General features: G+C 33.4%; 13 protein-coding genes and 1 pseudogene. 6 read left to right on the forward strand and 8 right to left on the reverse strand.

Annotated features, from left to right (window positions below):
* Nucleotides 1–85: 85 nt before the first annotated feature.
* Nucleotides 86–712, forward strand: coding sequence for a DUF1648 domain-containing protein (locus CO726_RS19310; protein WP_098761231.1), 627 nt, complete (start codon nt 86–88; stop codon nt 710–712).
* 34 nt (nt 713–746) lie between these two features.
* Here CO726_RS19310 and CO726_RS19315 read toward each other — a convergent pair.
* Both CO726_RS19315 and CO726_RS19320 read right to left on the reverse strand, forming a co-directional pair.
* Nucleotides 747–1,141, reverse strand: a pseudogene (locus tag CO726_RS19315) (metallophosphoesterase); the annotation flags it as partial.
* Nucleotides 1,142–1,288: 147 nt separating this feature from the next.
* Complete coding sequence (locus tag CO726_RS19320) at nt 1,289–1,711, reverse strand: GNAT family N-acetyltransferase (RefSeq protein ID WP_099685339.1); 423 nt, start codon at nt 1,709–1,711, stop codon at nt 1,289–1,291.
* Nucleotides 1,712–1,841: 130 nt separating this feature from the next.
* On the opposite strand from CO726_RS19320, the gene pdxR reads away from it, so the two are divergent.
* Nucleotides 1,842–3,248, forward strand: coding sequence for a MocR-like pyridoxine biosynthesis transcription factor PdxR (gene pdxR, locus CO726_RS19325; protein ID WP_099685340.1), 1,407 nt, complete (start codon nt 1,842–1,844; stop codon nt 3,246–3,248).
* A 40-nt stretch (nt 3,249–3,288) separates the two neighbouring features.
* Here pdxR and CO726_RS19330 read toward each other — a convergent pair whose 3' ends face one another.
* Together CO726_RS19330 and CO726_RS19335 are read right to left on the reverse strand one after the other, a co-directional pair.
* On the reverse strand, nt 3,289–4,134 hold the full coding sequence (locus tag CO726_RS19330) for a YitT family protein (RefSeq protein ID WP_099685341.1): 846 nt from the start codon (nt 4,132–4,134) through the stop codon (nt 3,289–3,291).
* A gap of 169 nt (nt 4,135–4,303) precedes the next feature.
* Nucleotides 4,304–5,512 (reverse strand): macrolide family glycosyltransferase, encoded by a 1,209-nt coding sequence (locus CO726_RS19335; protein WP_099685342.1) that lies wholly within the window; start codon nt 5,510–5,512, stop codon nt 4,304–4,306.
* Nucleotides 5,513–5,892: 380 nt separating this feature from the next.
* Here CO726_RS19335 and CO726_RS19340 point away from each other — a divergent pair, with 380 nt between their 5' ends.
* The 3 genes from CO726_RS19340 to CO726_RS19350 are packed head-to-tail and all read left to right on the forward strand — an operon-like array spanning nt 5,893 to nt 8,388.
* Complete coding sequence (locus CO726_RS19340; RefSeq protein ID WP_099685343.1) at nt 5,893–6,771, forward strand: nitrate reductase; 879 nt, start codon at nt 5,893–5,895, stop codon at nt 6,769–6,771.
* 23 nt (nt 6,772–6,794) lie between these two features.
* Complete coding sequence (locus tag CO726_RS19345; RefSeq protein ID WP_099685344.1) at nt 6,795–7,682, forward strand: GNAT family N-acetyltransferase; 888 nt, start codon at nt 6,795–6,797, stop codon at nt 7,680–7,682.
* Nucleotides 7,675–8,388, forward strand: coding sequence for a class I SAM-dependent DNA methyltransferase (locus CO726_RS19350; RefSeq protein ID WP_099685345.1), 714 nt, complete (start codon nt 7,675–7,677; stop codon nt 8,386–8,388). Before CO726_RS19345 ends, CO726_RS19350 begins: the two co-directional genes overlap by 8 nt.
* 20 nt (nt 8,389–8,408) lie before the next feature.
* On the opposite strand, the gene alr is transcribed toward CO726_RS19350, so the two are convergent.
* A complete protein-coding gene (gene alr / locus CO726_RS19355; RefSeq protein ID WP_099685372.1) occupies nt 8,409–9,584 on the reverse strand; it encodes an alanine racemase in 1,176 nt (391 codons plus the stop codon).
* Nucleotides 9,585–9,755: 171 nt separating this feature from the next.
* Here alr and CO726_RS19360 point away from each other — a divergent pair, with 171 nt between their 5' ends.
* Nucleotides 9,756–10,217 carry a DinB family protein gene (locus tag CO726_RS19360; RefSeq protein WP_099685346.1) on the forward strand — a complete coding sequence of 154 codons (462 nt, stop codon included), beginning with the start codon at nt 9,756–9,758 and terminating at the stop codon, nt 10,215–10,217.
* A gap of 24 nt (nt 10,218–10,241) precedes the next feature.
* On the opposite strand, the gene CO726_RS19365 is transcribed toward CO726_RS19360, so the two are convergent.
* The 3 genes from CO726_RS19365 to CO726_RS19375 form a co-directional block, all read right to left on the reverse strand.
* Nucleotides 10,242–11,441 carry an MFS transporter gene (locus CO726_RS19365; RefSeq protein ID WP_136699750.1) on the reverse strand — a complete coding sequence of 400 codons (1,200 nt, stop codon included), beginning with the start codon at nt 11,439–11,441 and terminating at the stop codon, nt 10,242–10,244.
* 197 nt (nt 11,442–11,638) lie between these two features.
* Nucleotides 11,639–12,184 carry a MarR family winged helix-turn-helix transcriptional regulator gene (locus tag CO726_RS19370; protein ID WP_099685347.1) on the reverse strand — a complete coding sequence of 182 codons (546 nt, stop codon included), beginning with the start codon at nt 12,182–12,184 and terminating at the stop codon, nt 11,639–11,641.
* A 148-nt stretch (nt 12,185–12,332) separates the two neighbouring features.
* The gene (locus CO726_RS19375) at nt 12,333–13,109 is read right to left on the reverse strand and encodes a Cof-type HAD-IIB family hydrolase (RefSeq protein ID WP_099685348.1); all 777 of its coding nucleotides are present in this window, start codon (nt 13,107–13,109) and stop codon (nt 12,333–12,335) included.
* Between the last annotated feature and the right edge of the window lie 4 nt (nt 13,110–13,113).

Here is a 13,113-nt window from a genome sequence, read left to right on the forward strand (position 1 = left end):
AGAAAAATCAAAACAAATATCGTTTATTCTATTGTATAATTTTGTTATAAGATACCAATTATTCATGTAGAAAGCTGGTGATCCAGTGAATAATCGATTTAGTATTGCTTTATTTCTCACTATTATTACGACAAATATTATTCTCTATTTCTTCTTACCATCAAATATTGTTACGAAATGGGACTTCAATGGAACGCCTACATCAACGATGGATAAAAGCACTTTTGTAATCGTAAATATAATTATATGTTCCTTCGTATTCTTTTTATTTTTAGCTTTATCTAAAGCGATGAGTAACCAGAAATTTCTTCTATGGACCGGTAATACGATTTTACTATTCTTATTTTTTGTCGATATTGTCATTGCCCTTATCGCTCTTGGCTTTTCACTTCCTCTTGATCATTTCATATTTTTAGCATTAGGGCTTTTATTTATATTAATAGGCTATTTCAGTTCCAAAATTGATACGACTAAATCAACCGTTTCATTAGAATGGAATGATAAGCACCTTGAAAAAAGAGCTTCAAATATTAGTAGTATTTCAATGATGATAGCAGGGATTTTCCTAGCCGGGCTTCCATTTATCGTTTCTGCTCCGTATAGAGGTTATGGCATACTAGCGATTATTTTAGGAATGACACTTATCATTTTACCAAGTACGATTTATTTACTTATTAAAGACAGCAAGCAATCTACTCCTTTAAAAAAGTAATAAAAAAATAGGAGGTTACATCCCTCCTATTTCAGCTTAATATTTTCTTTTTCACTTCACAAATATCACTTTCTTCATTAACAGTAATATTTAATTGTGCTAGCATTCATTGAAAATTGTGTTCTTTCTCGTACATAAATAATTTATTAGCGCAGGATTTTCGTTTACAAGTGCTTCAACTACAACTTCACAATTCCCTTCTATTACATAAACATTTGGCTTACTAACTACTAAATCCATCACATAGTTTACGGCGCCAATACTATTCCTTCCTTTCTCACAAAGATCACCATTAATAATTAAATAATCTTCATCTTTAAAATTAACTTTATGTAATAATTCCTTAAAAAGATCTAATTCTCCATGGATATCAGAAATAATGATGACTCTTACATCATTTGGTATAGATAATTTCTTTATTTTTTCCAAGTATAAACGCTCCTAACATTCTCTAAATGCAATATTCCCTTGTTAATTTCTAATATTCAACAAATTATATTACTAGACCTGTCCCTAGCTCAAATCTGAACAAGAAAATAGGTTCCACATATTTTTATACACGGAACCTACTTGGTATTATAACGCTTTATAAAAAGAATAGCTTACCTTATCAAAGCCCTCTCTTTCATAAAAACGATGTGCATCAATTCTTGGAAACGCAGATGTAAGTACGATAGAACTACAACCATTTTCTTTCCCCCACTTTTCTACATATGACAGCAGAACATTACCATATCCTTTTGATCTGTGAGCTTCCGCAGTTACAAGGTCATATACAAAAACATGTTTCTCATTATAAAAATTCGTACAAATCGCTACACCAGCTAGACTAACAAGTTCTTCATCTTCATTACGTAGCGAAAATAGCTTATAATTTTCTTCTTTCATTTTTTGAAATAAAGAACTTGCCTCTTCTCTTGAAAGTTTTGTTCGTAATTGCTGTAATACGGGAAATACATCATGTAAATCCTCTTCTGTCACTACTGCTTTAATATTCATTATGATTCGCCCCTTACTATTTATAAAATTTTCTAAATGTTATATCATCATTATAGAAAGCGACTGCCCTTAGCTTAAGTGACAGTTCTATTCTTTTTTATAAGGCCAGTATGAAAAGGAGTGTCTACGAATGGATCTGAATATCTCATTAGTGTTACAAAGTAAAACACCCATTTACTTACAAATTTATGAATATTTAAAACGAGAAATCTCTCATGGATCACTACGTGCTGGTACACGCCTTCCTTCTCACAGAAATTTAGCTATGCAACTTAATGTAAGCCGTATTACAGTTGAATCCGCTTATCAACAATTACTAGCTGAAGGGTATGTAGAAAGTAAACCGAAACGCGGGATTTTTGTTGCGGAAGTTGATATTGATGTCATTCAAAAGAAACAGAAAATTGCGTCAAACAGTGCTAACAATAAAGAAAAAGAACAATATGATTATGATTGTAGTCAGGGACTTATTGATCAAAAATCTTTTCCAATAACAAACTGGAAAAGAGCATTACACGAAACTTTCTTTCAGTATGAAAATGAATTATTTGCTAAAGAAGATCCTCAAGGTGAGCTCGTTCTACGAGAACATATTTCAAAGTATCTATATCATGCTCGTGGGGTACATTCTTCACCTGATCAAATTATTATTGGAGCAGGTACGCAACCTCTTCTTTGGCTACTACTTCAACTACTTGGTTCAAAAAAAGAATACGGAATCGAAAACCCTGGATTTCACCGTATACCTGCTATGATTCAAAGTTCTGGCCTTCCTGTTCACCCTATCCCTTTAGATGATAAAGGGATTCATATTTCTGCTTTACGTGAATCGGGTTCCAATGTGGCATATGTCACTCCATCTCACCAATTTCCACTCGGAATCATTATGCCGTTATCTAGAAGACTCGAGTTATTAAAATGGGCGAATGATTGTAAGGGGTATATTATTGAAGATGATTATGATGGGGAATTTCGCTATATTGGAAAACCTATTCCTTCTTTACAAGGGCTAGATTCAAATGAACGTGTTATTTATATGGGAACTTTTTCGAAATCTTTTTTACCTTCTTTACGAATGGGATATATCGTTTTACCACCTCACCTTTTAAGAGCCTATAAAGAACTTGATGGTATGTTTAAACAAACCGTTTCTACGCTGCAACAACTTACCTTCGCTACCTTTATTCAAAATGGTGATTGGGAACGTCATATTAACCGAAGTCGTACGTTATATAAAAGAAAACACATTTCTTTAATTAAATCTATAACAAACGAAATGGGAAATAACGTTCAAATACTCGGTGAACAATCCGGACTTCATATTGTACTTCACGTTCATAACGGGATGAACGAGCAAGAACTTATTCATGCAGCCGCAAAACAACGTATTAAGTTATACCCTCTCTCGACATACGATTCTGTTCATAATGCACGGGAGGAGTCGTATGTATTGCTCGGTTTTGGCAGTATTCCAGAGGATTGTATCGAGACTGTTGTCAAATTACTGAAAAAAGTTTGGTTCCCTAAACAAAAATAGCTCCACGCAAGTTATACTTACGTGGAGCTATTTTCATTCACTATTTTTCCGATCTCGCTGTCCTTCCCGGACGCTTAACACCAGTTGTTTCTGTTGAATAAGACGCTTCAATTATAGCAGTTGGATCTACAGAGAGAACGAGATCTTTCATTTTCGGATAAATGAAACGGTTTGTAATACAGTAAATGATTCTCTTATGTTCCCCTAAAAAACCACCTTCTCCATGTAGATACGTAACGGATAATTGCAATTCTTTCATAAGTAGATCGCCTATTTCTTTATTTTTACCAGAAATAATCATAACGCTCTTCCCTTGATTAATACCATCTAATATGAAATCAATCATCTTCGTAACAATATAGAAAATTGCTAATGAAAACATCGCTTGTTCAATTGAAAATAGAATGGCAACAAAGATGAAAATAACTGCATTTACAGCAAGTAAAAATGTACTAATTGGTACTTTAAAGTGTTTGTTCATCCAAACTGCTAACATTTCTGATCCATCTATTGCTCCCCCCATTTTAACAACAATTCCAACACCAATTCCAAACAGTACTCCACCATAAAGTACAATTAATAATTCAGAAGTTGTAATCGCCGGAAATGGTTTTAAATAGATTAATCCGAGTGTTGTAACAATATTTGCATAAGATGTACGGATGAAGAACTTCTTCCCCATTACTCTTGCAGTAAATAATAAAATTGGGATATTAATTCCTAAAAACACGCCATAAAGCGGTAGTCCTGCAACTTTATTCGCCATAATAGCAATGGCTGTTACCCCGCCATCTACTAATCCGTTAGGTGCTAAAATAAGCTCCAATGAACCCGCTACAATAACTGAGCCAATTGTTAATAATACGTATTCAAATACTTTCTTCATTCATTACCCCCAAAACTTATATATTTTCTTAGTATTATTTTAACGTAATTTTACTACTAATTCAAAGATATCAGTTTATATACACAAAAGTTTCACCTTTACAGTGATTTTTTATGTAATTTATTTATAAAAACACACTTACATATTACAGTAAGTGTGCTCCAAACATTTATTTAAGTTTTGAGTATGAATTCATTTTCATTTTAAATATTTCATCAACTGCCTTATTATATCCACCAACATTTCGGAGTGACTCTCCAACTTTACGACTATTTTCCTTAAACGTTACATCATTCATCACTTTCTTTACAGTCTCACGTAATAATTCAGCAGTTAATTCTTTACGATGAAGCCTTATTCCAGCCCCTACTTCGGTCACTCGTTTCGCAACTAAAGGCTGATCTCCCGTTACCGGAATTACAACTAACGGGACACCGTAATATAGTGCTTCACTCGAACTATTCATACCACCGTGTGTTACGAATACATCAGCATGTTGTAAGACTTCTAATTGCGGCACATAATTATACACCTTAAAGTTATTCGGAATGTTTTCAAATTGACTTATATTTATCTTCTTACCAACAGTTAATACGACTGTCGCTTCTACACCTTTAAACGCTTCAAAACATTTTTCATACAGGGCAGGTTGCTCATTAAAAACTGTTCCCATAGAAATAAAAATTACTTTTTCACCTTTTAAATCTTCCATAGAAAAGCTTCCTACTTCTTTTCGAGTAGCAATTGATGGACCGACAAACTTATACAATTCATCGAATACATCTGAACGTGGTTGATATTCCTTTGAAGTGTATACGATAGTAATATCACCAGGATGATTCATAATATCGTACATACTATTACATTTCATTCCATACTGCCTATTCCATTTTTCCATTCCCGCTAAGCAGGATTGATATAATGGATTCGTTTCATCTACTTCTCTCGATTCTTGTTCATCGTTAAAAGTAATGTACTGATTAAAAGCAAACGTTGTACAAGAAGAAACGCTAGGTAATTGTAAAACATTCGCTATAATACGTCCTACTGGAAAATGATTATCGTATATTAAGTAATCGTACTTTTCACCTTTTGTTTCCTCTACAATTTGAGTAACAATACGCTCTGATGCTTCAATCATATGAGATAGCATCGTCAAAGGACTCCCACCTTCATTTACTCGTTCCATAATATTAATTTGAGAGAGAAAATTCTCAAACACTCGAAATTCTGCACCTGTTGCTTCAATCTTCTTTCTATAATCTTCAATACAATACGAAACAACTGTTTCCCCTCGCTGAATTAACTCATTAACAATAGCTAAAGTCGGATTAATATGACCTTCTCCAGGGAAATTTATTACGAGTACATTTGCCATCATATTCTCTCCTATCTAATATAATTAATAATATTAATTAATTTAAAACTATTATAAAGGAATCTATTCTACTTCTTCATATTTTTCTCTTCATTTTATTATTGAGAAATATTTTTCATAACCCACATTATAACTCTCATAAAAGAACTCTTAACTCTTCATTTACTGAAAAATACGAGATTGATATTCAGGCATTTTTTCAGAATTATCATCAGAAATATTATTTCGATAATTCACACAAAACTAGAGAAATATAATTTTCACACAGATTTCTCATCATAAATTTATTTAAGTTCTATGTTTTTCCCATCGTTATCCACTTGGTACATGTTCTGTTATATAATCAATTTATAGAATTTACAGAAAAAAGGAGTCACTTCATGCTACAACAACTATTCACTTCACCTATTTTATCTGTTCAAACTTTACACCCAGGTTATGAAGAACATGCAAGCGATGTGTTTCTCGTCCGAACAGAAGATGCAGAAGTCATCGTTCGTTCTTCTAAAATGAATGAAGAGCCAAATAATGATTTTTGGTGGGGATGCAAAAATCTATTTGGGATTGATCCAAGGAACGTACATCATTTAGAAACTGTACATACATTGCTGCAAGAACATACGAATCTTCCCATCCCAACAATATTAGAAAAACATATTTTAAATGGCCGTGAATTCGTTTTGGTCGAAAAGTTAGTAGGTAACACAGTTCAATCTTTTATCGGGCAACCAGATACTACTTTATTCAGTCTAGGTAAAGGACTTGCAGAAATACATAAATTTAAAGCTAATTACATAGGAAATGTGTCAGGCTCATTCCAAGTTACACTAGATGAATTCCAATCACACATTTTAAATGTGAGTAAAGAACTCGTGAATATGTTTTATTCCGATAATGAAAGCATACAAAATGCATTTCCTACTTTTGAATCACAGCTTTCTTCCTTACCAGCACCAAAGGAAGCAACGCTCGTTTTAATTGATATGGACCCTACTCAGTTTTTATCAGATGGTTCAACTATTACAGGTTTAGTAGATACAGAAGCTTACGCAGTTGCTCCTCGTGAGTTTGATTTTATAAGCTTAGAATATGTATTTACAGAAAAGGAAGCTCATACTTTTAAACAAGGTTACGAAACCATTATGCCTATTCCTAATCTTGCAGAATGTAGACGTCCCTATCGATATTTGTACCGGTTATTATCCGTTCAGGGCAGTGTGGAGTTAGAAAAGTGGCTAAGTCATCCATCCTATTTTTAAATACGAATGAGAGGGATTATGAAATGAATATTGAACAAAAGAAATCTTTAACAGGAAACGAAATTCAGCAAATGAAAGATTTAGCTCATATATGCGGGCAACACGACCAAATTGATTACTCGTCAGATTTACATGTAAACTTTTTAACTACTCGTAACAAAGAAGAGATAAATGATTTTCTATTTTATGACGATACAAAATTAGTCGGTGCATTAAGTATGTATGACTTTGAAAGACCGACAAAACTGGAGTTAATAGGGTTTGTTCATCCGAACTATAGGAAACAACATATAGGCACCACTCTTTTACAAACCGCAATGAAAGAAATACGAATAAGAGAGGCAGATGAAGCTCTTATTATTATGAATGGAGAGTCTGCTTCTGGGAAAGAATTTGCAATACATATGAATCTGCCTTATTTATATAGTGAATATAGTATGGCGTTCAAAGCAAATGAAGTGCAAAAAACAACGAAAAATGCTATACAGCTCACTCTTGCATCTTCAAAATCACTTCTTGATCTTATTAAAATTTCTAGTAAAGCGTTTGGAGATTCAGTAGAAAATACCACTACATGGTTACAAAAGATGATGAATTCATCTTCCCATCAAGTTTATAATGCTCGTATCGATGAAAAAGTGATAGGAACGATTACAGTTTCTGAGCAAGATCAATCTACTACTCTATCAGGATTCGCCGTTCATCCTTCTTATCAAGGTAAAGGATATGGAAAAGATATTCTTAAGTCCATGGTACATACCCTTATTACAAAAGGAGTTTCAACAATTGAATTAGACGTCGAAACGAAAAATAACAATGCTTTAAAACTATATACACAATGTGGTTTTGAAATTAAAACGAAGCATGACTATTATAATGTAATGAATTTCGGGGTGAATACATATGTCTAAAAAACTAATTTATTCTAATTATGATATTTTCGCATCCATTTATAATAAGCATTGGGGGCATTATGCTGAACAAGCCTATCTACTTTTGGAAAAACTCGTTTTACAATATGCACCACCACATTCTCATATTTTAGATCTTTGCTGCGGGACTGGTCAGCTTACTAAGAAGTTAATTGATAATCATTTTGTAGTAACTGGTATAGATGGTTCTGCTCAAATGATTGAATACGCACGTCAAAACGCTCCAGACGCAGCCTTTATCGTCGATGATGCTCGCTATTTCAATATAAATGAGCAATTTCAATATGTTATCTCTACTGGCGATAGCTTAAACCATATTTTGAAATTAGATGAATTAAAAAGTATTTTTCATAATGTTTACTCCGTATTACATAGCGAAGGTACATTCGTATTTGATATGAATATGGAGAAAGGTTTTCTAGAAAACTGGAACGCGTCCTTTCACATTTCAGAAACGGAATATGCTTGTACGATTGATTCTACATATGATAATGAAAACAAAAAAGCAGAAATGAATTTTATATTATTTACCCCTCATACAAATGAAACTTGGAAAAGAAGTGACTTTTCTTTTAAAGAAGCATGTTACTCTAAAGACGAAATTATTAACTCTTTAAAATCTGTAGGATTTAACACGATTCAATTACACGGTACAAATAGAGCATTTTTCATTTGTCAAAAATAAAAAAACTGAATCATAACGATTCAGTTTTTTCTTAGTATATTTACAACAGCAGTCGTTTCATTATTTTCTTTATACACACGTGGAATTCTTCTGTCTAACATACATGTAACTTCATAGTTAATTGTACCTAGCATATCAGCTATTTCTTCTACTGCGATGTTCTCTTCATCTTGTTTACCGTAGAATACTACTTCGTCTCCAACTTGTACTGGCATTGCTTTTGAAACGTCTAACATGAGCTGATCCATACAAACACGGCCAATAACAGGTACTCGAACTCCATTTATTAATGCATACCCTTTATTAGATAACTGACGATTATAGCCATCAGCATAACCAATCGGTACAGTTGCAATCCATTCTTCACCAGTCGTTACATACGTATTCCCATAACTTACACCGCGATTCTTCTTCGCATGTTTAATATGAGCTACTTTTGATTTTAACGACAACGCAGGTTGTAAAGAAACAACTGAATGATCTACCTCTTTTGAAGGATACATTCCATAAATTCCAATACCTACACGAACCATATTTTGAAATGTATTGCTAAGCTCCATTGATCCTGCACTATTAGAACTATGAATATATGGGATATGAATTCCTAATTCTCTTGCTGCATTGACAGCTTTCTCAAATAAACTTGTTTGCATATTCGTATATGATTTATCGATTTCATCTGCCGTAGAGTAATGTGTAAACATTCCTACTACCTCTACATACTCCATACGTTTTAATTCTTCTAAAAATGGTTTAACCTCTTCTTCCTGTAAACCAATGCGACTCATTCCTGTATCAATTTTCACCTGAATTTGCGCTTTCTTTTGAAGACGGTTTGCGATTTCATTTATACCTTGTAAGTCTTCACTTCTATAAACAGTCATCATAACGTCATATTGAATTGCCTCTTCCGCAGATGCTACTGATGTATAACCTAAAATTAAAATCGGCACGTTAATTCCTGCTTCTCTTAACTCTATCGCTTCATCTACAAATGCAACTGCAAGCTGATTTATTCCTACCTCAATTGCGGCTTTCGCAACTTCAACTGCCCCGTGGCCATACCCATTTGCTTTTACAGCAGCAATCATTGCAATATTTTCATCATTCACACGTTTTTTAAATTCTTTTACATTATGTTTTACTGCATTTAAGTCAACTTCAATAATTGTATCTCTTCCATAATTCAAACTCATTGGTCTAACTCCTAACTCAATAATTGCATTCCATTCTATTTCACGTTTCATATGACCTTTTACAATATAATACTTTTCAATATGCTAGTCAAACTACTAGAATTTTCGGAATTTTGAGCATGATATAATACCCTTAAGAAATTATTATATACGGAGATGAGGAGAATTACAATGTTTGTTCAATCTGCATTGCACCAACTTAAAGTTGCTGTTGACACTTCTATTCAAATGCTTAACCAATATAAAGAAGACGAATTAAAAATACAACCCATTCACTCAAAGCGATCTCTATTTGAAATGTGTGCACATCTTTCTCTTATTTGTCATGCAGATCTACTCATTTTAAATGGTATTACGGAAAAACAACTACATACTTTCTATAAAGAACAAACACCCGAAACAATTAAGCAAATGCAACAAACGATGATACAGGGCTATGATTTACTTTCTAAAACTTTTTTATCCTATTCCAATGAACAATTAGCGGAAATTAAGACTGCTTATTGGGGTATTTCTTATTCACGATTTGAATGGTTGCTTGAAATTGTTGCACATTTTTATCACCATCGTGGACAAATTCATATTTTATTATGTGCGCATACGAAAGATCCTCACATTCCTTTATTTGAGTGATTTTCCACTCATTCATTATCCAATCTACATATCATTAAATATATGTTCATTATTTATAAATAGAGAAGCTATAAAACCAATAAAAAGTATCATTCCTAATAAAATAAATGTTTGAGCATAACTTCCTGTTTTCAAAAGATAAATAGAAATGATGGGTCCTATACTAGTACCTAAAAATAAAATAAAAGTATAAATAGAAACTGCTATTCCCCTTGCTTTTCCTCCTAATTGGCCAACAAGAGCAACTAAAGACGGAACTGATATAGCAATACCTATTACAAAACAGACACTCATTATGACAAGTAGAGGCAAGTACGAAACAAAGCCCATTGCACTTAGACTAAAAATAGCGACCAATAATCCACCCTGCAGGACTTTCCTTACTTCGAACATCTTTGTTAAACGACCCGCAAGTGGTGACAGCATCATACCAAATAGCCCCGCTAAGCGAAAATAAAGGATTTGTTCTGCAGTTAAATTGTAAATAGGAGAGCTCAAATAACTCCCTAAAACAGTATACATATTAACAAACGCCATTAATAAAACAAACGCAATCATATAGCTCAATACTAAGCTTTTATGTGTAAATACTTTACCCATCTGTTTAACTGGTCCCAAAATATCAGTATAGGATTGAGATGTCGCCCCTTTCGGAAGAGAATACTGAACCCATACAGCAGTAATCATATAGACAATGCTAAGAAGAAAAAACACCATATGCCATCCAAAATGTTGACTAACAACCGTACTTATTACCTGGCCTACAATTCCAGCTACTAAAAAACCGGTACTAACAAATCCTATTGTTGTAACCTTTTTTTCTACTGGAAACATTTCTACAACGTAGGCTAACGCTACCGGAGAAAATGTAGCTGCTGCAATCCCCTGTAATCCTCTAAGAATAACAAGCCAAAATATATTATCTACAAACCCTAAAGAAAAAGAAATAATCGACAGAGCAAGTAATCCAATGAAGATTACTTTTTTTCGCCCATATTTATCAGAGATTGCACCAAATAACAAACATCCTATAGCAAAGCCAATAGAAAATATACTGCCTGTCGCTGCAGATTGCGCTAGTGAAACATTAAAAAGGTCTGAAAATAGAGCATTTAAAGGGATTGTTACATATAAGCTAGACATAACTACCATACCCGACCAACATAATACAACCGTCATTATTATGTAATTCTTTTCACTATTTATTTCCTTTCCTATTTCCATCCTAATTATCTCTCCCTTAATACGATTTGTTTTATTAATTTAAAGCCTCTAAAGCACTCAAAATAGTATTTCTTTAACTGTTACTTATTTTAATTACATCGAAAAATTATGACTGACACTTAAAGTTAGCTAAACTTATAATAAGGTAAACTAATTATATTCCCAAATAAATAAGTTGACCCTCATAATCAACTTATTTATCTACCTTCTCCTAATTTCACCTGCATAGTTACTTGCATTTTATTTAATAGCTTCTCTAAAATTTGACGCTCTTCTTGATTAAAGTCGTCAACTAACGAAGCGCAAGATAACCAAAAAGTTGGTAAAGATTGCGTAACTAGTTCTTTTCCTTTCGGAGTAATTTTCACTTTTAATCTTCTTCGATCTTCAGAATGATGGAATCTTACGATTAACTCTCGTTTCTCCATCCAATCTAATAAACCAGTGACAGAAGCACGTGTTATTCCTAATCGACTCGCAATATCCGAAGGACTCATGTTCACTTCTTCCCCATTTGATTCCATTTCACGTAAAATAAACAACAATAAAAAATCTAATTTACTTTCTGAAATACCAAGCGGAGCTAAATCTACGTCAACAGCATCCAGAACATTATCAGACGTCCATAACATTAACAAACCAAGTTTTGCTGCAATTGGATCCGTATCTGCTGATGCTGTCTTTTTTATTAGCTCTGCATATGGTCCAATCCCTAAAGGAAGAGAATCTTTTCTTGAACCCATTCATCTTCACTCTCCTTTCCTTTTAATTAATTAGTTTACCTAACTAATTTTAATTATACTCACCTTTTTCCTTTTATTGCAAGAATATTGTTAGACAAAAAAATCCTGCAATTCAAACAGGATTTTTCAAACTGACTGGCTATTATCTTTAAATAATACGAAACTCCTTTAAGGCAAAAGCAATACCACCTTCACTCGCCTTCTTTGTAACGAAATCGGCTCTTGTTTTTAACTCTTCTCCGCCATTGTCCATTGCAATCCCTAATCCTACATACTGTAACATCTCAATATCATTTCTACCGTCACCAAAAGCAACGGCTTCTGATTTACAAATGTTTAAGTGATCCAATACCTTTTGAATAGCAGTTAATTTTGATACTTTCTTATCTTCCAATACATTTATGACATAGCCATGAAAACGGTCAAATGTAAGCATTGGGTATTTTTCAATAAATTTTTGAGCTTCTATTTCATCCGCATACAGACATAGACAATAGACGTCTTCTGACAAATCCCTGCTTTTTTCAGGATACTTCCCTAAATGTAACGTCTCGCTAAGCGCTTGCATTACACGCTCATTATCCGGGGCTACTCCGTTCATTGCAAAATCCTCTGTAAAATAAGAAATACCGTGACCATGTAATTCAGCAAACCCCGAAATATCATGAACGATTTCACTAGAAAGTACCGATTTATGTAGGACTGTTTCTCCACACTTGATATGTGCACCATTTGCAGAAATAAACGTATTTATACCTAATTCCTTAAATTGCGAGCATAAGCTATATGGTCTCCCTGTAGTAACAACTACATGAATCCCTTTATCTATTAATCTTTGTATCGCTTCTTTTGTACTATCGTGCATACTTCTGTCAATCTCACTTAAAAGCGTACCGTCAACATCAAAAAACACTACTTTATACATAGGT

It is taken from the genome of Bacillus fungorum (assembly GCF_002746455.1).
GTDB classification, from domain to species: domain Bacteria; phylum Bacillota; class Bacilli; order Bacillales; family Bacillaceae_G; genus Bacillus_A; species Bacillus_A fungorum.